Genomic DNA, 20400 nt, shown 5'->3' with positions numbered 1-20400 from the left:
CGATGAGAACGTGCGGGCGCGCGGTGATGCCGCCCCCGCGCGGGAGGGCTGTGGTGCTCAGGCGGCAGGACAGATGGCGCTGGCGAGGCGGCACAGGTCGACGTGCAGCCGCGCCACGAGCAGCAGCCTGCCGGGCGTCTCGATGCTCACGTCGTGGGAAACCATGCGGTCATGTTAACGATTCCCGGTCCCCCGTTTGGAGTGTGATCCCGCATCGTGGACGCCGACCGCTCACATGGTGGTCAGTAGGCGGCTACGACCTGCACTTCTTCCTCCGTGATCACACCTTCGACGATCCGGTAGGAGCGGAACTGGAACTCGCCGAGGCCGTCGTGGTCGGCCGTGGAGACGAGGACGTAGTGCGCCCCGGGCTCGTTCGCGTACGTGATGTCCGTGCGCGAGGGGTAGGCCTCGGTGGCGGTGTGCGAGTGGTAGACGATCACGGGTTCCTCGTCCCGGTCGTCCATCTCGCGGTAGAGCTTGAGCAGATCCTTCGAGTCGAACTCGTAGAAGGTGGGCGAGCGCGCCGCGTTGAGCATGGGGATGAACCGCTCGGGGCGGCCGGTGCCCGCCGGGCCGGCCACGACACCGCACGCCTCGTCGGGGTGGTCCTTGCGGGCGTGCTCGACGATCTGGTCGTACAGGGCCTGGGTGAGGGTCAGCATGAGCGACAGGATAAGCAGACGGGCCCTCCCGTACCGAGGAGTGGTACGGGAGGGCCCGAATGGTGGACACACCGCCCTGGGGGCGGGGTCGCGGGGTGCGGTTCCCGGCCGTGGCAGGCGGCCGGGACTCACGTGCGCAGGGTCAGCGGGTGACCTTGTTGAAGGCGGCGCCGCGCGGGTTGCGGGCCTTCAGCACCAGGTAGGACACGCCGAGGATCAGACCCCACAGCGGGGCGCAGTACAGCGAGACGCGGGAGTCCTTGTCGATGCCCATCATCACGATGACCATGCCGATGAACAGCAGGGCGAACCAGCTGCTCCACGGGGCGCCGGGGGCGCGGAAGGCGGACTGGGGCAGTTCGCCGCGGTCCGCCTTGGCGCGGTAGCGGATCTGGCAGACCAGGATCATGATCCAGGCCCACATGCCGGAGATGGTGGCGAAGGAGACGACGTAGTCGAAGGCCTTGCCCGGGGCGACGTAGTTGATCCAGACGCCCACCAGCATCAGCGCGGCGGAGAAGGTGGTGCCGGCCAGCGGGGTGCCGTTCTTCGTGAGCTTGGTGAAGAACTTCGGGCCCTGGCCGTTGAGCGCGAGGTCGCGCAGCATGCGGCCGGTGGAGTACATGCCCGAGTTGCAGGAGGACAGGGCGGCGGTCAGGACGACGAAGTTGACGATCGCGGCGCCGACGCCCAGGCCCATCTTCTCGAAGGCGAGCACGAAGGGGCTCTCGCCGGCCTTGAAGTTGGACCACGGGATGACCGACATGATCATGATGAGCGCGCCGACGTAGAAGACGGCGATCCGCCACGGCACGGTGTTGATGGCCTTGGGCAGGGTCTTCGCGGGGTCCTTGGACTCGCCGGCGGTGACGCCGACCAGCTCGACCGCGAGGAAGGCGAACATCACGATCTGCAGGGTCATCAGCGTCTCGCCGATGCCGTTGGGGAAGAAGCCGCGGTCGTTCCACAGGTTGGAGACGGAGGCGGTGGCGGCGGCATCGGAGAAGCCGATGGTGAGGATGCCGGCGCAGATCAGGATCATGCCGACGATGGCGGTGACCTTGACCATGGAGAACCAGAACTCCAGCTCGCCGAAGAGCTTCACGGAGATCAGGTTGGCGGCGTAGAGGATCACGGTGAAGATCAGCGCGTAGGCCCACTGCGGGAAGCTGTCGTTCGTCCAGTACGACATGTACTTCGCCGCGGCGGTGACCTCGGTGATGCCGGTGACCACCCAGAACAGCCAGTACGTCCAGCCGGTCGCGTAACCCCAGAACGGGCCCAGGAACTCGCGGGCGTAGTCCGAGAAGGAACCGGAGACGGGCCGGTACATGAGCAGCTCGCCCAGGGCCCGCATGATGAAGAAGATGACCAGTCCGGCGATGGCGTAGGCCAGGATCAGGCTCGGTCCGGCCTTCGAGATCGCCTTGCCCGCGCCCAGGAACAGGCCGGTGCCGATGGCTCCGCCGATCGCGATCATCTGGATCTGGCGGGCTCCGAGCGCCCGGTGGTAACCCTCCCCGTCGCCCTCGCCCTGCGCGCCCTCGCCGGGCGTCCTGTCGTGCTGCTCGACCTGCACAGAGGTCATGTCTTGGTGCGCCTTTCTCCACGCCGATCCGCGCCTTTGACGACTGCGGACCGGGTCCTCGATCCCCCCGGATACGGATGGAGTTGCACGCCGGCGATCAGCCGGTTCAAGCAGGCCGGGGGACATGGGTGGCGTCCCGTCGGCGGTCGTGAAGATCTATCACGTGCCCACGGGGCGGGAAAAGGGCGCAAATACGACCCACGGCGCGGTGATATCAGGACATATGGCCAGGAATGGATCAGATCACCGCATGGCGGTGATCTGATCGTTATCCGGATTTGAGCGTCCGCTGAGCGAACAGCCACACGCCCTTGACGTTCGCGAGCCGGGCGTCAGCCGGTCCGCCGACCGGTCCGTCGGCCGGTCACAGGGTCTCGATGAGCGTCTCCTGGAGGCCGCCCAGCCAGAGGTACGCCATCACCATCGGCTTGCGCGGGTCGTCGTCCGGGAGCCGGAACAGCACCGCACTCTCGTCGTCCTCGGTGATGTCGAGCCGGGCCGCGATGGTCAGCCGCAGGTCGTTGAGCGCGCCGAGCCAGCGCAGCGGCAGCTCCCCGGTCAGCTCCAGCACCGCCGCCCCGTCGCCGGCCGGGGTGAGGGAGTCGAGGCTGCGTACGACGGCCAGCGCGTCCTCCCGCTTGCGGGTGCGCAGGTCCTTCTCGGTGAAGCGGCGGAACTCCGCCGAGCGCTCCCGCAGCTCCTCGGGATCCTCCCCGGAACCCGCGCCGGGGCCTCCGTAGGCGTCCGGGAAGAGCCGGGCCAGCGCCGGGTCCGACGGCGGCTCGGTGGGGCCGTCGGAGGCGAACAGCACGGCCAGCGGGTCGGCGTCCGCGGCGGGCTCCGGCTCGCCCGGGCCGATCAGCTCCAGCAGCTGCACGGCGAGGGAGCGCAGGATGGAGATCTCGATCTCGTCCAGCGCGACGGCGGCCCCGCCGCCCTTCCGGGGCTCGAACACGCCGCCCATCAGTTGCGGTCCTGCGAGAGGGTCGCCCAGAGCCCGTAGCCGTGCATGGCCTGCACGTCCCGCTCCATCTCCTCGCGGGTGCCGCTGGAGACGACGGCCCTGCCCTTGTTGTGGACGTCGAGCATCAGCCTGGTCGCCTTGTCCTTGGGGTAGCCGAAGTACGCCTGGAACACGTACGTCACGTAGCTCATGAGGTTGACCGGGTCGTTGTGCACCAGGGTCACCCACGGGACGTCAGGTTCGGGGACCGCGAAGGTCTCCTCGGCCGATTCGGTGCGTTCGATCTCAATGGGAGCAACACTCACTTGTCCCATGCTGCCACTGCGGAGGGCCGGTCGCACAAACGGGCCCCTACATCTCGTCACTTTGACGAGATGTGCGCTAGCATCCGTGACATGAACCCTGCGGACCTGGGCCTGCCGGTCGACGTGCCGTCGACAGCGCTCTTCACGGACCATTACGAGCTCACGATGCTGCAGGCCGCCCTGGCCAACGGCACCGCCGACCGCCGTTCGGTCTTCGAGGTCTTCACCCGGCGACTGCCCGAAGGGCGGCGCTACGGGGTGGTGGCCGGTACCGGGCGCGTCCTGGACGCCGTGGAGAACTTCCGGTTCGACAGCGCGGTGCTGGAGTTCCTGCGGGAGCGGGCCGTGGTCGACATGCGGACGCTCGACTGGCTGGCGTCGTACCGCTTCTCGGGTGACATCTGGGGCTACCCGGAGGGGGAGGTCTACTTCCCCGGCTCGCCGATCCTGCGGGTCGAGGGCAGCTTCGCCGAGTGCGTGCTGCTGGAGACCGTGATCCTCTCGATCCTCAACCACGACTCCGCCATCGCGGCGGCCGCCTCCCGGATGGCCTCGGCCGCCGGCGACCGGCCGCTGATCGAGATGGGGGCGCGCCGCACCCACGAGCTGGCGGCGGTCGCGGCCTCACGGGCCGCGTACGTCGGCGGCTTCACCTCCACCTCGGACCTCGCGGCCGGGTTCCGGTACGGAATCCCGACGGTCGGCACCAGCGCGCACGCCTTCACGCTCGTGCACGACAGCGAGCGGGACGCCTTCACCGCGCAGGTGGCCTCGCTGGGCAGCGGGACCACCCTGCTGGTGGACACGTACGACGTCGCCGAGGCGGTCCGCACGGCGGTGGAGGTCGCCGGCACGGGCCTGGGCGCGGTGCGCATCGACTCCGGCGACCTGCTGCTGGTGGCGCACCGGGTGCGGCAGCAGCTCGACGAGCTGGGCGCGACGGGCACGCGGATCGTGGTCACCTCCGACCTGGACGAGTACGCCATCGCCTCGCTGGCGGCGGCGCCGGTGGACGCGTACGGGGTGGGCACCCAGCTGGTGACCGGCAGCGGGCACCCGACGTGCTCGATGGTCTACAAGCTGGTCGCGCGGGCGGCGTCGGCGGACCCGAAGGCGCCGCTGGTGCCGGTGGCGAAGAAGGCCACGGGCGGCAAGACGTCCATCGGCGGCCGCAAGTGGGCGGCGCGGCGGGTGGACGCGGAGGGGGTCGCGGAGGCGGAGGTCGTCGGCACCGGGCCGGTGCCGGCCGCGCTGGCCGACGCGCAGCTGCTGGTCCAGCTGGTGAAGGCGGGCGAGGTCGTGGCCCGAGAGCCGCTGGAGGCCGCGCGGGACCGTCACCGCGGGGCGCGGGGTGGGCTGCCGCTGTCCGCGACGCAGCTGTCGCGCGGCGAGGCCGTGATCCCGACGGAGTACGCGTAGCGGGAGCCCTTCTTGACGCGACCCTCGCACCGCTCGGCCGCAGGCGGCCTCCCGGGCTTCGGCCCGCTGCGCCAGGCCCAATTTCCGACGCGCCGCTCGCGCGGCTCGGCGCCAGGGCGCCTCTCCGGCTTCGCGCCGCTGCGGCGAACTCCGTCCGCCGGTGGCTGGGCGGGGCCACGGGCCCGGGCTGGGGTCCGGCCGCCGCCTGCGGCGCGTGGGCCGCTGCGCGGGGCAAGTCCCCTACCCGCCCTTCCACCGTTCTCCCCCAGACTCCGTCCGGGGGGACCCCCAGCCTCAGACGCCGGCGCGGCTCACTACACGGCGCTCCGCGCCCGCGCCTCAAGCGCCGGCGGGGCTGGAAGTGCGCTGCGCGCACTCCAGCACCGCCAGGCGGAAACCCAGCCCCGCCGGCGTTTGAGGCGCGGGGTCTGGGGCGGAGCCCCAGGGAGGCCGGTGCGGCCGGCCCCGCCGGCGTTTGAGGCGCGCGGGGGGCTGGGGGTGGGGCCTCCAGTTTCGGGAAGGGGCGGGGTGGGGGAAGAGCACCCGCAGGGTCCGACGTACCGCACGACCACCACACACACCAAGCCGAAGGACACGCGACATGCACCGCGCACTGATCGTCGTCGACGTACAGAACGACTTCTGCGAAGGCGGCAGCCTCGCGGTCACCGGCGGAGCCGACGTCGCCGCCGCGATCACGGAGCTGATCGGGCAGAGCACCCCCGGCTACCGGCACGTCGTGGCGACGCGGGACCACCACATCGACCCCGGGTCCCACTTCGCGCGGCCCCCGGCCGAGCCGGACTACGAGACCTCCTGGCCGGTGCACTGCGTCGCCGGGACCGAGGGCGTCGGGTTCCACCCGAACTTCGCTCCCGCCGTCGCCTCCGGCGCGGTCGCCGCCGTCTTCGACAAGGGTGCGTACGAGGCCGCGTACAGCGGTTTCGAGGGCGCCGACGAGAACGGCGCGACCCTCGCCCAGTGGCTGCGCGACCGGCACGTGAGCGAGGTGGACGTGGTCGGCATCGCCACCGACCACTGCGTCAGGGCCACCGCCCTCGACGCCGCCCGCGCCGGCTTCGCCACCCGCGTGCTGCTGGACCTGACGGCCGCCGTGGCCCCCCACACCGCCGAGAAGGCGCTGGAGGAGCTCCGGGCGGCCGGCGTGACCCTGGTCGGCGGCTAGCGCTGTTAGCGCGGCTAGCGGCCCAGCAGGGCGCGGATGGGGTGCCAGAGTTCTTCCGCGCGGTCCGGGGCGCAGCGCCACAGGAGGCCGTCGGGGTGGTGGAGGACGGCGGTGACCTCGTCCGGGGTGGGGGGCTGCGCGTTGCCCCGCAGGTACACGGCCCGCATGCCGAGGTTCCGCAGCCTGGTCAGGGCGCGGGCCCGGTTCGCGGCGTGCACCAGTACGCGCACGTTTCCGTCGCTGCCGCCCTCACCGGACGGCGGCCGCGGCAGCGTGAGCGCGACCACCACGCTGCCGCCTGGCAATCTGACGAAACCTCCACCGGGCATGATCTTCAGCTCCCCCGTCAATAAGAACAGTCGCCCCCGCATCTAAACGCGATCGGCCGCCGCCCGCTAGAGGGCGACGGCCGATCATGCTTTGACCTGCGGTTTTACTGGACTACTTGGCGGCGGGGCCGACCTCGATCGTCATCTGGAGGCCGTCGTAGGTCTCCTTCGCGATCTTGATCTTGGTGTTGGTGTCAGTGACCTTCACCGAGCCGGTCGGGTTCTCGTCGTAGTAGTACTTGCCCTTGTGGTCGTCGAAGACCAGGTTCGCGGGCTTCGGCTTGACGAAGAGCGACTCGCCGTTCTTGTGCAGGGTGAACGCGTCCGTCGAGTACGCGCTGAACGGGGCGTCGTACGGCTGGATCTTGTTCCGCAGCAGGGTGCCGTCCGACCACTTCATCGGCTTGGCGTTGGCGTCGACCGGCAGGATCAGGCCCTGGCCCGGGTGCTGGCTGGTGTTGTTGTCCTTCTGGGACTTGTCCCAGAGCCAGATCAGCAGACCGTCCTGGTACGGGTAGTGCTCGACCCAGCCCGGCTTCGAGTTGGCCCAGCCGAAGTTGTACGGGCCCACCTTGAGGGTGGAGTCGTACGACACGTAGCGGCGGTTCTCCGCGATGTAGTACTGCGGGTAGTCCTTGGTGAAGCCGGCGCCGATGCGGGAGAAGCCCTTGCCGGTCCAGCCGTTGTCGCCGTTCTCGGCGCCGTCGGTGAACAGCGCGGAGCCGTCCGCGGTGAGGGTGACGGCGTCGGCGGTGAAGCCCTTGCCGCCCGCGCCGCCGTCCGTCTGGTAGCGGAAGCGGAGGTCGACCTTCTTGCCCGCGTAGGCGTCGAGCGGGAAGTTCAGGGACTTCCAGGCGCCGGAGACACCGGTCAGCGACGGGCTGCCGGAGGCGTCGACGGGGAGCGCCGCGCCGTCGGCGGTGCCGGCCAGGGCGGTCCAGGTGGCGCCGCCGTCCGTGGACACCTCGGTGTAGAGGAAGTCGTAGTCGGCCTCGATGTCCCACCAGCCCTTGAGGGAAAGGGCGGCGGACTTCTTGCCCGTCAGGTCGACGGAGCGGGTCAGGGTGTTCTTGAGGTCGTCACCCATCTGGCTCCACCACTGCGAGGAACCCTCGGCGGGAGCGACGATGTCCGTACGGACCTGCTTCTTCGGCAGCTCGACGACCAGCGCCTGCTTGTCCTTGGTGTTGTACTCCGACACGCCCAGCTTGTGGGTGGACTTCGTCGCGGCCTTGGCCGTGTCGTAGTTCAGCCAGCCCAGCTGGAGCTTGTCCCAGGCCGTCATGTCGCCCGGGAGGTCGCCTATGGAGTCCTTGCCCTGGCCGAGCCAGGAACCGGCCGACATCAGGGACCAGAAACCGACCGAGTTCTCGCCGGCGCCGGTGGTGTCGTAGAGGTCCGGCAGACCGAGGTCGTGGCCGTACTCGTGCGCGAAGACGCCGAGGCCGCCGTTCTCGGGCTGCATCGTGTAGTCGCCGACCCAGATGCCGGTGTCGCCGATCTGGGTGCCGCCGGCCTTGTTGTTCTCCGGGCCGGTCTTGCCCACGTCGGTGCCGTACGCGTACCAGCGGTGCGCCCACAGCGCGGTCTTGCCCTGCGCGCCGCCGCCGGCCGACTCGTCCTCGCCCGCGTGGACGATCTGGAAGTGGTCGATGTAGCCGTCGGGCTCGTTGAAGTTGCCGTCGCCGTCGAAGTCGTTGCGGTCCCACTGGTCGTACTGGGCCAGCTGGGCCTTGATCTGGGCGTCGGTCTTGCCGGCCTTCTTCTGGGCCTCCGTCCACGCGGTGACGCCGTCGCGGACGGTGTCCCACACGTTGGAGCAGTTGGTCTGGCCGCAGAAGTTCGAGCCGTAACGGCCCTCGTTGTACGGGACCTTGACCCAGTCGGCGACCTCGCCCTCGACGGAGTAGCGGCCCGAGGAGGTCTTCTCGTAGTAGGTCTTCAGCGAGTCCTTGCCCTGGCCGGTAGCGAAGTACAGGTCCTGGAAGTAGTCACGGCTGAAGTCCTTGCGCCAGGCGGTGCTGTTGTTCGACGCGCGGTCCGGCTGCTGGATCGTGTTGTGCAGCGGGCCGGGGGTGCCGCCGTACTTCGGCTCGGCCGGCTTCGGGCCCTCGGGACCGTCCGGGTCGATCATGGTCGTGTTGTCGACCTGGTCGCCGAACTCGACGAGGATGGTGAAGATCTTGTCGGTCTTCTCACGGCCCAGCTCGACGTACTTCTTGTCGTCGAGCTTGACGACCTTCGAGGCACCGCGCTGCTCGACGCCCTTCTTGCCCGTCAGCACCTGGTCAAGGGCGGCCTCGCGCTGCTGCGCCTGCTGCTTGCTGAACGGACCTTCGAGGTTGTGCTGGACCTGCTCCTTGGCGGGAGCGGTCGGGTCCTGGCGGTCGGCGGCCGGAGCGTCGCCCCAACTGGTGTCGGCCTGGGCCGTGGTGAAGAAGGCGCCGGAGGCCGCGGTCGCGGCCATGGTCACGCCGACTGCGGCGGCGCGCAGCGCGCGACGCCTTGCTGAGTTGCCGGTCACTTGATGTCGTTCCCCTCCCGCGGCCGCAACGTAGGTCGGAACGTCTCCATAGGAGCGGGGGGTTCCGCGCGGCGCGCGTCTCAAGTGACGACATTTGACCGGAGAGTCTAAAGAAAAGACAGACCTTGACTTCTTCCTTACAACTGCACTATGCGGTCAGCGAGTTCCGCTATTCGGACGTTCCCCCGCCATACGGGGTCATCCGGGGCGAACGCCCCCGTCCTCGGCCTCCGACGTCGACGCCCGCGGGCCTTGCGACCGGCCGTGCTGCGCCGTGCGCCCCTCCGTGCTCCGGCACCGTGGGTAAGGTCACGCTTACCTGTTGCTCCGTCCGGGCATGCCGTACTGGAGTCACTTGACGCGCGCGATCTGTTGGGCGACTCCCCCTCACCCGCCTTGAGGACGGAAACCGTCATGCCGCGTCCGACTGCCGCACAGCTCGCCTACGGGTCCGCCACCGTCGTCGTGTCGACGATCGCCATGCTGCTGCTCTCGCAGACGAGCACGGGCCTCGGGGTCGCCGTCATCTCCGCCGCCGCGCTCGCCCTCGGGCTGCTGGTCGCCCTCACCGTGCCGATCCCGCGCCGCCGCGGCCGCCACGCCGCGCGGCGTTCCGCCGGTCGGCCGGCCGGCCAGGCCACCGGCCAGCCCGCCGGGCAGCCCGGGCCGACGGCGGGCGCGGACGGCCCCCGGGTGCCCGAACCCAGGACGGCCTCCGCCGAGCACCCCGTCCACCACTGAGCCGGACGCCCGCGCGGGCGGCCACCCCCCGGAGGGGACGGCCGCCCGCGCGTGGACGCGTACGCGACTGTGGGTCTAGGTCGAGGTGACCACGACCGTCTTGGCCACCTTGTCGTGCAGGCCCTGCTTGTACGGCTTGTCGACGAGCATCGACACGATCAGCGCGAGCGGCCACAGGCAGAAGCAGCACACCAGCGTCGGCACCCAGAGCACGGCGGCCCGGCCGAGCGCGGGACCGGAGACGGGCACGCTGCCGTCGTTGAGCATCGCGACGCGCAGGCCCATGGCCTTCTTGCCCACGGTCTGGCCGTTCTTCTGCGTGAACCACCAGTCGTAGCCGACGTACGCGACGATCGAGATCAGCGTCCACAGCAGGCCGGTGCCGCCGTACGACTTCGTGATGACCTCGGTGACGTCCTCCCCCTTGCTCGAGTCGACCACGTACCGCTTCGTGCCGAACGGCAGTTGGATGAGGAACAGCGGCACTCCGACGAGCAGCAGGTCGATGACGCGCGCGACGAGCCGCTTGCCGAAGTCGGCGAGCGGGGGCATTCCGGCGAGCGGATCGGGCATGCCGTAGCCGCCTCCGCCGGGGTCTCCGGGCCCGCCGCCGTACGGGGGCGGGGGCGGTGGCGGGTATCCCCCGCCGCCTCCGCCGGGGGGCGGGGGCGGGGGGTAGCCGCCGCCCCCGGGGGGCGGCGAGCCGTACGGCGAACCGCCCGACGGAGGCGTCGGTTCCTGGGGCTTCTTGAGGAACGGGTCGTCCTCGGGCGGCTCGCCCGGCGGCGGCTGATCGGTACTCATGGCCCGAGTCGAACCCGGGCCCGCCCGCCCCGCAACGCGACCGCGTCCGTCCGGGGTACGGGCGCCGCGCCGCTGGTCAGCGCGCCACGTACGTCCCGGCGGCCCGGTCGTGCCAGCCCCGCCGGCGCGGGCGGTCCACCAGGCACCACAGGCTGCCCGGCAGCCCGAGGAAGACGTACACGAGCCAGCGGCGCAGGGCCGCGCCGAAGCCGGGCGGCCGGAGCGTGGCGGTGGCCAGGACGCGCACGCCCAGCAGCTTCTTGCCCGGGGTGCGGCCCCAGCGGGCGGTGGGCAGGACCTCGTAGAGCACCCCGAAGAGCAGGACGGCGCCGAGTACGAGGCCGAGGCGGCCTGCGGTGGTGGCGTCGAGCAGCCACACGGTGGTGGTGCGCCCGCTCGCCCGGGCCGCGTCCACCTTCGCCTCCAGATGGGCCGTCACCTCGGGGAGGAGGGGCAGCGCGACGGCCGCCGCGACCCCGGCGTGCACGAGGGAGTCCAGGACCCGCGCCAGCCCGCGCCGCACCAGCCCGGCGGGCCGCACGGCCCGTTCCGCCGCCATCCGCTCGAACACGGCCCGGCTGCCCTCGCGGGCCGGCACGGGCACGGGGGCGGGTACGGGGGCGGGCGCCGGGGCCTCCGGCGGTGATGCGGGGGCGGCCTCGCGGGTCCGGCCCGGCGCCGGCGCCTCCGGCGACGGTACGGGGGCACTCGCGCGGGACGTGGCGGGCGCGGGCGCCTCCGGCTGCGGTACCGGGGCCGGGGCCGGGGCCGGGGGCGCGGCCGGGGCCGGGGGCGCGGCCTCGGCCTCCCGCCGCCTCGGCGGGGGCTCGGGCGCGGCCGGGGGTGCGGTCTGCGGCCAGCTGGAGGTGAGGCCCGAGGTACCGGCGCCGGGGGCGTCGGGCCAGGCCGGCGGGCGGGCCGACAGGATGCCCACGCTCTCGGCGGCGGCCTGCGCCGGGAGCCGCCGGGCGGTGGCGGCGGCCGCAGCGGCCGCGGCGGGCCGGGCCAGGGAGATCCCGGCGGGCCGGGCGGGCTCGGGCTCCGCCGCGTCGCCCCAGGACACCCGGACGTCGCGGGGGCCGCCGAAGCCCGCCTGGTGCACGGGGTCGACCTGCCAGCCGGCCTGCGCACCCCCCGCCTCGTGCCCGGCCCCGGCCCCAAGGCCCGGAAGGGGGTCGGGGAAGGCGCCCGCCCCGGCGCCCGCACCCTGGCCCGGGTCGTCGTACTCCTGCCCGCGCCCGGCCTGGGGGCCCGGCCCCCGGCCCGCCCCCTGGCCCGGGTCGTCGTACCCCTGCCCCGGCTCGGGCCAGGAGCCCCGGTCCGCGTCGTAGCCCGGCTCGGAACCGGCCGCGCGGCCCGTGCCGTAGCCGGGGCCGTAGCCCGGGGTGTGGCCCGGCGCGGGGGCCGGTGCCGGTACGGGGGCCGGCTGCCAGACGGGCTGCGGTGCGGGTCCCCGGCCGGCGGCGCCGTACGCGGTCCCCGGCTCCGCCAGGGCCTCCGTCATCGAGGTCTCGTCCAGGAACACCGGCCCCGTCTCCTCCACCCGAGCGGCAGCGGGCGCGGCGGCCACGGCAGGAGCGGCGGAAGCGGCGGGCGCAGCCGGAGCGGCGGGACGGCTCGTACCCGGAACCCAGGACGCGCCGTTCCAGTACCGGACGTACCCGGGGATGGACGGATCGGGGTAGTAGCCCTCGCGGGCCGCGTGCTCGCCGTCACCAGGGGAGGCCGTCAATGTCCCCAACTCCGATCGTGGCTTGAGGCTTGTGCAGGGGAGGACCCAAGGGGAGGACCATAGCCAAGAACCCCTGCCCGGCAGGTCCGGTAACGGGAGATTCCAAGCCTTCGGGCGAACCTGGCCCCGCCCTCACCCCAGCCGACGGTTTCCGGTCAGCCGACAGATTTCGGCCAACCTCCAATTTCACGCGGAAAGTCGCGTCATACCCGGGCACGAGGGGGCTCTCTCCGGTTGCGGGGCACGAACCGGTCCCGCGTACGCGAGCGAACCCACCGAAGTGAGGCCGCCATGCACCACCCCGTCATCGAGCGCGAGCTGGAACTCAAGCTGGTCCTGTCCCCCGAGCGCAGCATCCCCGTCCCCGCCAAGCTCCTCTACCTCACCGACGACCCCTACGCCGTCCACGTCACCTTCCACACCGGCACCAGTGCCCCGGTCAACTGGACCTTCGCCCGCGAACTGCTCGTCGAGGGGGTGTTCCGCCCGTGCGGCCACGGAGACGTCCGGATCTGGCCCACGAAGATCGACAACAGGTCCGTACTGTGCATGGCGCTGAGCTCCCCCGACGGCGACGCCCTCCTGGAGGCCCCGGCCGGCTCGGTGTCGGCCTGGCTGGAGCGCACCCTGCGCGTGGTCCCGCCGGGGACGGAGGCGGAGCGGCTCGGCCTGGACGACGCCCTGGCCGAGCTGCTCACCCCGACCCCGGCCGACGAGCTGTGGCTGCGCGACCCGTGGCCCTCGGACGAGTCCGCGGACGGTGACCTGTGATGCGCACCCCGCACGAAGGAACCCCGGCCGGCGCCCGCGAAGGGACCTCAGAAGAGCTTGCCGGGGTTCAGCAGCCCGAGCGGGTCGAAGGCCCGCTTGACGCTGCGCTGCACCTCCAGCCCGACCGGCCCGAGTTCCCGGGCCAGCCACTCCTTCTTCAGCACTCCGACCCCGTGCTCCCCGGTGATCGTCCCGCCCAGGGACAGCCCCAGGGCCATGATCGCGTCGAAGGACTCCCGCGCCCGCCGCGTCTCGTCCTCGTCCGCGGGGTCGAAGCAGACCACCGGGTGGGTGTTCCCGTCGCCCGCGTGCGCGCAGACGCCGATGAGCAGGTCGTACGCCGTGGCGATGGCGGCCGTACCGTCCAGCATCTCGGCGAGCCGCGACCTCGGCACGCACACGTCGTCGATCATCGTCGCCGGCCGGAGCGCCTCCAGGGCGGTCAGGGACATCCGGCGGGCCTGGAGCAGCAGTTCCGACTCCGCCTCGTCCTCGGCGGGTACGACGGCGCTCGCCCCGGCGGCGGCGCACAGCCGGCCGACGGCCTCCAGCTCGGCGGGCGCGTCGGGGGTGTCGAAGGCGGCGAGCAGCAGGGCCTCCGTGGTCTCGGGCAGGCCCATCCTGCCGAGGGCGTTGACGGCGCGGACGGTCGTACGGTCCATCAGCTCCAGCAGCGAGGGCGTCAGGCCCGCCTCCATGACGGCGCAGACGGCCTCGCAGGCGGCCGCGACGGAGGGGAACTCGGCGGCGAGCGCGAGCTGCCCGGGCGGCGCCGGCCGCAGTGCGAGGACGGCCCCGACCACCACGCCGAGGGTGCCCTCGGAGCCGACGAAGAGCCGGGTCAGGTCGTACCCGGCGACGCCCTTGGCGGTACGCCGTCCCGTGCGCAGCAGCCGTCCGTCGGCCAGGACCACGTCGAGCCCGAGCACGTACTCGGCGGTGACCCCGTACTTGACGCAGCACAGGCCGCCGGAGGCGGTGCCGATGTTGCCGCCGATGGTGCACTGCTCCCAGCTGGAGGGGTCGGGCGGGTAGTACAGGCCCTGTTCGGCGACGGCCCGCGACAGGACCGCGTTGACCACGCCCGGCTCGACGACGGCGATCCGGTCGACGGTGGAGATCTCCAGGATCCGGTCCATCCTGACCAGGGACAGCACGATGCAGCCGTCGGAGGCGTTGGCGGCCCCGGAGAGGCCCGTACGGGCGCCCTGCGGGACCACGGGGACACGTAGGGCGGTGGCGGTGCGCATGACGTGCCGGACCTGCTCCACGGTCCGCGGCAGGACGACGGCGGCCGGGGTGCCGGCGGCGCAGAAGCCGGCCATGTCGGTGGCGTAGGAGGCGGTCACCTGTGGATCGGTGAGTACCGACTCGGCCGGGAGTCCTTCGAGGAGCCGCGCTATGAGGTCGTCGTCCATGGGGCCACAGTGGCAGCTGAGGCCATCGGTGTGAACACGGCCGCGACCGGCTTCGGACACCTCGGCGGGCTCTTCATATTGACGCACAGTGAGCGCATGCACGGTTTCGACGAGCAAACGCAAGCGCCCGCGCCGCCCGTGACGTTCACCGGCCGCAAGACGGTCGTGGCGGCCGCGGTCGCGGTGGTCCTGATCGCCGGGGCCCTGCTGATCCGCCCGGCCCGTACCGGCGACGACGCGCGGCCGCCCGGGCCGAGCGAACGGGCCGCGTCGGCGGTGGGGATGGGCGCCCCGGCGGCGGCGGTGGACCTGACGGCGCTGGTGGCGGACCGGGAGAAGTGGGTCGCCGCGCACGCGGACGACGACGCTTCGTGGGCGGTGCTCGGTTCGGCGTACCTGGAACAGGCCCGGCGGACGGCCGATTCCGCCTGGTTCCCGAAGGCGGAGAAGGCCCTCAAACGGTCGCTGGAGGTCCGCCCCGCCGAGAAGGGCAACTTCGACGCGATGACGGGCATGGGCGCGCTGGCCGGCGCCCGGCGGGACTTCGGGACGGCGAAGAAGTGGGGCGAGCTGGTACGGGCGCAGGCGCCGCGGCGCTGGACGGCGTACCCGGTCCTCGTGGACGCGTACACGGGCCTGGGCGACTACAAGGCCGCGCAGCGGGCGATGGACCGGCTGATGGAGCTGCGGCCGGGCCTGGCCGCGCATCTGAGGGCCGCTCAGGTGTACCGGGACCGGGGCTGGCGCGAGGACGCGGTGGTGGCCCTGGAGCACGCGGGGGGTGCGGCGAAGTCTCCGGCGGAGAAGGCGTACGTGCTGCTGCGGCTCGGGGAGCTGGCGTGGGAGCGGGGCGATCCGGCCGAGGCGCTGCGCCAGTACGAGGCCGCGCTGCGCACCGACCCGGCGCAGGCGGAGGCGCTGGGCGGGCGGGCCCGGGCGCTGGCCGCGCTGGGGCGGGGCGGGGAGGCCGTGCGCGACTACCGGCTGGCGCTGGGGCGGACCCCGGTGCCGCGGCTGGCGCTGGAGCTGGGCGAGCTGCTGGAGTCGCTGGGGCGGGCGGAGGAGGCGCGGGCGCAGTACCGGTCGCTGTCCGTGCTGGCGGCGGCGGGCGGGGCGAACGGGGTCAACGACGAGGTGGTGCTCGGCCTGTACGAGGCGGACCACGGCGATCCGGCCGTGGCCGTACGCCGCCTCTCGGCGGAGTGGACCCGGCACAAGAGCGTGCAGGTGGCCGACGCCCTGGGGTGGGCCCTGCACCGGGGCGGGGAGGACGCGGAGGCGCTGGAGTACGCGCAGAAGGCGACCGACCTGGGGCTGCGCAGCGCGGAGTTCGCCTACCACCGGGCGCTGATCGAGCGCGCTGTGGGCGACGAGGCGGGTGCCCGCAGGCACCTTCAGGAGGCGCTGCGGACGAACCCGGTGTTCTCCCCGGTGCGGGGCCCCCTGGCGAAGGAGGCCCTGTCCACGATCGGCCAGCCCCCATCGGGCGGCCCGGAGAACATGCAGCCGCGCACCCCGTGGGTGGCCCCGGAACTCCCGAAGCCGAATCCCCCGAAGCCGGCAGCCCCGAAGCCGGCCCCGGCGAAGCCGCAGCCGAAATCCAGCCCCGCCGGCGCTTGAGGCGCGGGGTCCGGGGCGGAGCCCCGGGGGAACGGGCGAAGGGCGGGGCGGGGAGCAGCCCGCGCAGCGGCAACCCCCGGCCCCCGGCCCGGCCCAGTAGCCGCGGCGGTGCGGTCACCCCGCCCACCCCGGGCCACGCAACCTACAGGTTGCCCCGCTTCTCCTGCTCCCGCTCGATCGCCTCGAACAGGGCCTTGAAGTTGCCCTTGCCGAAGCCCATCGAGCCGTGGCGCTCGATGATCTCGAAGAAGACCGTCGGGCGGTCCTGCACCGGCTTGGTGAAGATCTGGAGCAGGTAGCCGTCCTCGTCGCGGTCGGCCAGGATCTTCAGCTCGCGCAGCTCGTCGATCGGCACGCGGGTGTCGCCGACCCACTCGCCGAGGGTGTCGTAGTACGTGTCCGGCACGGACAGGAACTGGACGCCCGCCGCCCGCATGGTGCGCACCGTCGCGACGATGTCGTTCGAGGCGAGCGCGATGTGCTGGACGCCGGGGCCGTTGTAGAACTCCAGGTACTCGTCGATCTGCGACTTCTTCTTCGCGATCGCCGGCTCGTTGATCGGGAACTTCACCTTCTTGGTGCCGTCCGCGACCACCTTCGACATCAGCGCCGAGTACTCGGTCGCGATGTCGTCGCCCACGAACTCCTTCATGTTCGTGAAGCCCATGACCTTGTTGTAGAAGGCCACCCACTCGTTCATGCGGCCCAGCTCGACGTTGCCGACGCAGTGGTCGATCGCCTGGAAGGTCCGCTTGGCCGGCGGGGCCACCATCGGCTCGACGGCCGTGTAGCCCGGCAGGTAGGGGCCGGTGTAGTCGACGCGCTCGACGAGGGTGTGGCGGGTCTGGCCGTACGTGGCGATCGCGGCCAGCACGACGGTGCCGTGCTCGTCCTTGGCCTCGTACGGCTCCTCGAGCCCGCGCGCGCCCTGCTCGACGGCGTACGCGTAGGCCGCGCGGACGTCGGGGACCTCGATGGCGAGGTCGATGACGCCGTCGCCGTGCTCGGCGACGTGCTCGGCGAGGAAGCGGCCGTGGTCCGTGGTCGCCTTGATGACCGAGGTCATGACGAAGCGGGCGGCGCCGTTGGTCAGGACGTAGCTGGCGGTCTCGCGGCTGCCGTTCTCCGGTCCGGAGTAGGCCACGAGCTTCATGCCGAAGGCGGTCGAGTAGTAGTGCGCGGCCTGCTTGGCGTTGCCGACGGCGAAGACGACCGCGTCCATGCCCTTCACCGGGAAGGGGTCTGCCTCACGCGCGGTGTGCGGGGTGGTGTCGAGGGTCTCAGTCATGACGGCAGAGTCCCGCCCTTCCACAAGCTGCGCAATAGTTTCAAATACTTCTGTACAGAATGCCCAGCGAAGCCGGAGGATGACTGAGAGATCTGTGCAGTATGACCAGCCGATCGAGGGAAGGCTTCCATGGGCATCGACGAACTCGACGGGCGGCTCATCGTGCTGCTGGCGCGCGAACCGCGGATCGGAGTCCTGGAGGCCTCGCGCCGGCTCGGGGTGGCGCGCGGCACGGTGCAGGCCCGCCTGGACCGGCTCCAGTCGAGCGGGGTGATCCGCGGCTTCGGCCCGCAGGTCGACCCGACGGCGCTGGGGTATCCGGTGACGGCCTTCGCCACCCTGGAGATCAAGCAGGGGCAGGGGGCGGACGTACGGGCCCACCTGGCCGGCGTACCGGAGGTGCTGGAGCTGCACACGACCACCGGGCACGGGGACATGCTGTGCCGGCTGGTGGCACGGTCCAACGCCGACCTCCAACGGGTGATCGACCGGGTGGTCGGCTTCGAGGGGATCGTGCGGGCGTCGACGGCGATCGTCATGGAGAACCCGGTCCCGCTGCGGATCATCCCGCTGGTGGAACAGGCGGCCGCCGACCACTGATCCGCCTCGCCGCCGACTTCCAAAGAAGACGCTGCAAAGAAACCCTTGCACAGAAGTCTTTGCAACTCTACGGTTGAGGCATGCCCGAAAAGAACGCCGAAACCGGCGCCGAATCCGCAGCTGGAGCCGAAACCCCGGAGCCCACGGTCCGGACCCTGGACTCCCGCTCCCTGCGCGGCCTCGCCCACCCCCTGCGCATGCGGCTGCTCCGCGCCCTGCGCATCAGCGGCCCGGCCACCGCCTCGCAGCTGGCGGAGCGGCTCGGGGAGTCCAGCGGCGCGACCAGCTACCACCTGCGCCAGCTCGCCGCGCACGGGTTCATCGAGGAGGCGCCCGAGCACGGCAAGGGCCGCGAGCGCTGGTGGAAGGCCGCCCACGACGGCACGCGGCTCGACGACTCGCTGATCTCCGACGACAACCCGGAGACGCGCGGGGCGGCGGAGGTCTTCCGGGCCGAAATCATGAAGATCCACGCGCAGGAGGTGTCCTCCTGGCTCGGTCAGTCGCACGACTGGTCACCGGCCTGGCGCAGTTCCAGCGACCTCAGCGACTTCACCCTCCGCCTGACCCCCGGCCAGACCCACGAACTGGTCGGCAAACTCCACGAGTTGATCAACAGCTACCGCGACCTGCCGCCCGCGGAGACCCCGGAAGACGTGGAAACGGTCCGCTTCCACACCCACGCCTTCCCGCGCCGCGCCGCCGAGTAGCCGCCCCTCCCCCCTCCCCTCCCCTCCCAGAAGGAGTCCTGCCGTGCACGCCTTCCCGCCCGCCGAGATCCACACCCAGAGCCACGCCGCCCGCACCGCCGAACTCGCCGCCGAGGCCGCCGCCTGGCACCTCGCCCGCGAGGCCGCCCCCCTCCCCCCGGCACCCGCCCTGCGCAACCGGGTCGGCGAGGCCCTGGTCGCCGCCGGGATGCACCTGATGCAGCCGGCCCACATCCACGCCCGCCTCGGCGGCCACACGGCGTGAGCAGACGGCCCTTCACGGCGGTCCTGGCCGCCAACGCGATCTCCATAGCGGGGAGTTCACCGGATTTCTCCCGGGAAGCCCCGGGCTTCAGCCCGGGGAGGAATGGGTCCTCGGGGCGAAGCCGCGTAGCGGCGGAGTTCGTTGCGCATCTGCTGTGACCTGCGCTCTCTTTCGTTGTCAGTGGGGGCGGTTAGGTTGGGGAGCATGCCGACAGCAGCGATGGTCGAGGGGGAAGCCGGGCATGCCCGGTACACCTTCCGGCTTCGTGTGTCGTCCAGCGCGCTCGCCGCGTTGGAGGCGGAGTGGGCGCGGTGCCGGTGGGTGTGGAACGAGTGCGTGGCCATGTCCCGCAAGGTCCACACCCACAACAAGACGGCCGGCGAGCAGGTGACGTGTGGTCCGTCGCAGCTCGACAAGATGCTGACCGGGGCCCGACGCTCGATGGCGTGGCTTCGTGCAGGAAGCAGCGTTCCGCAGCAGCAGATCATCCGGGACTTCGCCAAGTCCCGCGCGAAGGCCCTCAAGGACATCAAGGCCCGGTTGCCGGTGCGGCAGCGTGCCGGGATGCCGAAGCACAAGAAGCAGCGTGAGTCGGCTCCCACGCTCAACTACACGCAGCGCGGCTTCCGGCTCAAGGACGGACGTCTGCACCTGGCCGGGAACATCAGCGTGACCGTCGTCTGGTCGCGGAACCTGCCCGAGCCGCCGTCGTCGGTACGCGTCTACCGCGACAGCCTCGGCCACTGGTACGCCAGCTTCGTCGTCCCCACGACCGTCGAGGCGCTGCCCTCGACGGGTGCGGTGATCGGTATCGACTGGGGTGTGAGGGAGACCGCGACCACCACGTCCGCCGACCACGACCTGCCCCACGCCCAACACGGGAAGAAAGCCGCCGCCAGGCTGGCGCACTACCAGCGGATGATGGCCCGCCGCCGCACGCCCAAGGGCAAGGCCCCCTCGAAGGGCTACCGCGCAGCGCAGCGGCAGGCCGCCAAGGCGCACAAGAAGGTGGCCCGGCAGCGCCAGGACACCGCCCGCAAGTGGGCCAAGAAGGTGGTCCGCGACCACGACGCCCTCGCCATCGAGGACTTCAAGCCGAAGTTCCTCGCCAAGTCGACGATGGCCCGCAAGGCGGCAGACGCGGCGATCGGCGCCACGAAGACGGCCTTGATCGAGATGGGCCGCAAGCACGGCCGTGCCGTGCACCTGGTCCACCCCGCGCACACCACCATGGACTGCGCCACGTGCGGAGCGAGAACCAAGCACGCACTACCTCTCTCAGAACGAACCTACTCGTGCACCGTGTGCGGAGCCGTGTCCCCCAGGGACAAGAACTCCGCCCACGTCATGCTCGTCCGGGCTGGTCTCAACCCGGCTGGTGCTGATCGTGTAAGAGCTGACGGACCGCAGGTCCACAGCCGACGTGAGCCAGGAATCCCCTCCCTTTAGGGAGGGGAGGATTCAATCACCC

The 20400-nt window shown here is 71.8% G+C and carries 20 protein-coding genes; 9 read left to right on the top strand and 11 right to left on the bottom strand.

The genetic code is table 11. The features are described from left to right. Nucleotides 1–57: 57 nt before the first annotated feature. From OOK34_RS35355 to clpS, 5 genes are all read right to left on the bottom strand, one after another. Nucleotides 58–165, bottom strand: a complete 108-nt coding sequence (locus OOK34_RS35355) for a putative leader peptide (protein WP_311736929.1) — start codon at nt 163–165, stop codon at nt 58–60. A 77-nt stretch (nt 166–242) separates the two neighbouring features. Continuing rightward, nucleotides 243–665, bottom strand: coding sequence for a M67 family metallopeptidase (locus OOK34_RS17000; protein WP_267034715.1), 423 nt, complete (start codon nt 663–665; stop codon nt 243–245). Nucleotides 666–807: 142 nt separating this feature from the next. Then, nucleotides 808–2253, bottom strand: a complete 1446-nt coding sequence (locus OOK34_RS16995) for an amino acid permease (RefSeq protein ID WP_267034714.1) — start codon at nt 2251–2253, stop codon at nt 808–810. Between the two features lie 364 nt (nt 2254–2617). Next, nucleotides 2618–3217 (bottom strand): DUF2017 domain-containing protein, encoded by a 600-nt coding sequence (locus OOK34_RS16990; protein WP_267034713.1) that lies wholly within the window; start codon nt 3215–3217, stop codon nt 2618–2620. Further along, nucleotides 3217–3531, bottom strand: a complete 315-nt coding sequence (gene clpS, locus OOK34_RS16985) for an ATP-dependent Clp protease adapter ClpS (protein WP_125596099.1) — start codon at nt 3529–3531, stop codon at nt 3217–3219. Before clpS ends, OOK34_RS16990 begins: the two co-directional genes overlap by 1 nt. Before the next feature lie 81 nt (nt 3532–3612). On the opposite strand from clpS, the gene OOK34_RS16980 reads away from it, so the two are divergent. Beyond that, complete coding sequence (locus tag OOK34_RS16980; RefSeq protein WP_267034712.1) at nt 3613–4941, top strand: nicotinate phosphoribosyltransferase; 1329 nt, start codon at nt 3613–3615, stop codon at nt 4939–4941. A 601-nt stretch (nt 4942–5542) separates the two neighbouring features. Next, on the top strand, nt 5543–6127 hold the full coding sequence (locus OOK34_RS16975) for a nicotinamidase (protein ID WP_267034711.1): 585 nt from the start codon (nt 5543–5545) through the stop codon (nt 6125–6127). Nucleotides 6128–6141: 14 nt separating this feature from the next. Here OOK34_RS16975 and OOK34_RS16970 read toward each other — a convergent pair whose 3' ends face one another. Together OOK34_RS16970 and OOK34_RS16965 are read right to left on the bottom strand one after the other, a co-directional pair. After that, nucleotides 6142–6456, bottom strand: coding sequence for a hypothetical protein (locus tag OOK34_RS16970; protein WP_267034710.1), 315 nt, complete (start codon nt 6454–6456; stop codon nt 6142–6144). Nucleotides 6457–6568: 112 nt separating this feature from the next. Then, nucleotides 6569–8923, bottom strand: coding sequence for an immune inhibitor A domain-containing protein (locus tag OOK34_RS16965; protein ID WP_267036777.1), 2355 nt, complete (start codon nt 8921–8923; stop codon nt 6569–6571). 471 nt (nt 8924–9394) lie between these two features. Between OOK34_RS16965 and OOK34_RS16960 the strand changes: the two genes are divergently transcribed. Then, a complete protein-coding gene (locus OOK34_RS16960) occupies nt 9395–9721 on the top strand; it encodes a hypothetical protein (RefSeq protein WP_267034709.1) in 327 nt (108 codons plus the stop codon). 75 nt (nt 9722–9796) lie between these two features. Here the strand turns inward: OOK34_RS16960 and OOK34_RS16955 are convergent, their stop codons facing one another. Beyond that, nucleotides 9797–10525: an RDD family protein gene (locus OOK34_RS16955; protein WP_267034708.1), complete on the bottom strand. Its 729-nt coding sequence runs from the start codon at nt 10523–10525 to the stop codon at nt 9797–9799. Nucleotides 10526–10601: 76 nt separating this feature from the next. After that, on the bottom strand, nt 10602–12257 hold the full coding sequence (locus tag OOK34_RS16950; protein WP_267034707.1) for an RDD family protein: 1656 nt from the start codon (nt 12255–12257) through the stop codon (nt 10602–10604). Nucleotides 12258–12548: 291 nt separating this feature from the next. Between OOK34_RS16950 and OOK34_RS16945 the strand changes: the two genes are divergently transcribed. After that, nucleotides 12549–13028 carry an SsgA family sporulation/cell division regulator gene (locus OOK34_RS16945; RefSeq protein WP_267034706.1) on the top strand — a complete coding sequence of 160 codons (480 nt, stop codon included), beginning with the start codon at nt 12549–12551 and terminating at the stop codon, nt 13026–13028. 47 nt (nt 13029–13075) lie between these two features. Here the strand turns inward: OOK34_RS16945 and OOK34_RS16940 are convergent, their stop codons facing one another. Continuing rightward, on the bottom strand, nt 13076–14446 hold the full coding sequence (locus OOK34_RS16940) for an FAD-binding oxidoreductase (protein ID WP_267034705.1): 1371 nt from the start codon (nt 14444–14446) through the stop codon (nt 13076–13078). 96 nt (nt 14447–14542) lie between these two features. Here OOK34_RS16940 and OOK34_RS16935 point away from each other — a divergent pair, with 96 nt between their 5' ends. Then, nucleotides 14543–16066 (top strand): tetratricopeptide repeat protein, encoded by a 1524-nt coding sequence (locus tag OOK34_RS16935; protein WP_267034704.1) that lies wholly within the window; start codon nt 14543–14545, stop codon nt 16064–16066. A gap of 142 nt (nt 16067–16208) precedes the next feature. Here the strand turns inward: OOK34_RS16935 and hppD are convergent, their stop codons facing one another. Then, on the bottom strand, nt 16209–17354 hold the full coding sequence (hppD, locus tag OOK34_RS16930; protein ID WP_267034703.1) for a 4-hydroxyphenylpyruvate dioxygenase: 1146 nt from the start codon (nt 17352–17354) through the stop codon (nt 16209–16211). Nucleotides 17355–17483: 129 nt separating this feature from the next. Between hppD and OOK34_RS16925 the strand changes: the two genes are divergently transcribed. The 4 genes from OOK34_RS16925 to OOK34_RS16910 all read left to right on the top strand — a co-directional run bounded on the left by OOK34_RS16925 (nt 17484) and on the right by OOK34_RS16910 (nt 20378). Then, nucleotides 17484–17954, top strand: a complete 471-nt coding sequence (locus OOK34_RS16925; RefSeq protein WP_267034702.1) for an Lrp/AsnC family transcriptional regulator — start codon at nt 17484–17486, stop codon at nt 17952–17954. Nucleotides 17955–18034: 80 nt separating this feature from the next. Beyond that, nucleotides 18035–18664 carry a winged helix-turn-helix domain-containing protein gene (locus OOK34_RS16920; protein ID WP_267034701.1) on the top strand — a complete coding sequence of 210 codons (630 nt, stop codon included), beginning with the start codon at nt 18035–18037 and terminating at the stop codon, nt 18662–18664. 43 nt (nt 18665–18707) lie between these two features. Then, on the top strand, nt 18708–18929 hold the full coding sequence (locus OOK34_RS16915; RefSeq protein ID WP_267034700.1) for a hypothetical protein: 222 nt from the start codon (nt 18708–18710) through the stop codon (nt 18927–18929). Nucleotides 18930–19133: 204 nt separating this feature from the next. Next, nucleotides 19134–20378, top strand: coding sequence for a transposase (locus OOK34_RS16910; protein WP_267034699.1), 1245 nt, complete (start codon nt 19134–19136; stop codon nt 20376–20378). Nucleotides 20379–20400: the final 22 nt, after the last annotated feature.

Source organism: Streptomyces sp. NBC_00091, assembly GCF_026343185.1.
Taxonomy (GTDB): Bacteria; Actinomycetota; Actinomycetes; order Streptomycetales; family Streptomycetaceae; genus Streptomyces.
The sequence above is the reverse complement of the archived record's forward strand: the minus strand, read 5'-3'. Positions and strand labels throughout refer to the sequence as shown.

Coding starts and splice junctions, on each gene's coding strand:
- OOK34_RS35355 (WP_311736929.1), bottom strand. CDS start 165: ATGGTTTCCCACGACGTGAGCATCGAGACGCCCGGCAGGCTGCTGCTC.
- OOK34_RS17000 (WP_267034715.1), bottom strand. CDS start 665: ATGCTGACCCTCACCCAGGCCCTGTACGACCAGATCGTCGAGCACGCC.
- OOK34_RS16995 (WP_267034714.1), bottom strand. CDS start 2,253: ATGACCTCTGTGCAGGTCGAGCAGCACGACAGGACGCCCGGCGAGGGC.
- OOK34_RS16990 (WP_267034713.1), bottom strand. CDS start 3,217: ATGGGCGGCGTGTTCGAGCCCCGGAAGGGCGGCGGGGCCGCCGTCGCG.
- clpS (WP_125596099.1), bottom strand. CDS start 3,531: ATGGGACAAGTGAGTGTTGCTCCCATTGAGATCGAACGCACCGAATCG.
- OOK34_RS16980 (WP_267034712.1), top strand. CDS start 3,613: ATGAACCCTGCGGACCTGGGCCTGCCGGTCGACGTGCCGTCGACAGCG.
- OOK34_RS16975 (WP_267034711.1), top strand. CDS start 5,543: ATGCACCGCGCACTGATCGTCGTCGACGTACAGAACGACTTCTGCGAA.
- OOK34_RS16970 (WP_267034710.1), bottom strand. CDS start 6,456: ATGCCCGGTGGAGGTTTCGTCAGATTGCCAGGCGGCAGCGTGGTGGTC.
- OOK34_RS16965 (WP_267036777.1), bottom strand. CDS start 8,923: ATGGCCGCGACCGCGGCCTCCGGCGCCTTCTTCACCACGGCCCAGGCC.
- OOK34_RS16960 (WP_267034709.1), top strand. CDS start 9,395: ATGCCGCGTCCGACTGCCGCACAGCTCGCCTACGGGTCCGCCACCGTC.
- OOK34_RS16955 (WP_267034708.1), bottom strand. CDS start 10,525: ATGAGTACCGATCAGCCGCCGCCGGGCGAGCCGCCCGAGGACGACCCG.
- OOK34_RS16945 (WP_267034706.1), top strand. CDS start 12,549: ATGCACCACCCCGTCATCGAGCGCGAGCTGGAACTCAAGCTGGTCCTG.
- OOK34_RS16940 (WP_267034705.1), bottom strand. CDS start 14,446: ATGGACGACGACCTCATAGCGCGGCTCCTCGAAGGACTCCCGGCCGAG.
- OOK34_RS16935 (WP_267034704.1), top strand. CDS start 14,543: ATGCACGGTTTCGACGAGCAAACGCAAGCGCCCGCGCCGCCCGTGACG.
- hppD (WP_267034703.1), bottom strand. CDS start 17,354: ATGACTGAGACCCTCGACACCACCCCGCACACCGCGCGTGAGGCAGAC.
- OOK34_RS16925 (WP_267034702.1), top strand. CDS start 17,484: ATGGGCATCGACGAACTCGACGGGCGGCTCATCGTGCTGCTGGCGCGC.
- OOK34_RS16920 (WP_267034701.1), top strand. CDS start 18,035: ATGCCCGAAAAGAACGCCGAAACCGGCGCCGAATCCGCAGCTGGAGCC.
- OOK34_RS16910 (WP_267034699.1), top strand. CDS start 19,134: ATGCCGACAGCAGCGATGGTCGAGGGGGAAGCCGGGCATGCCCGGTAC.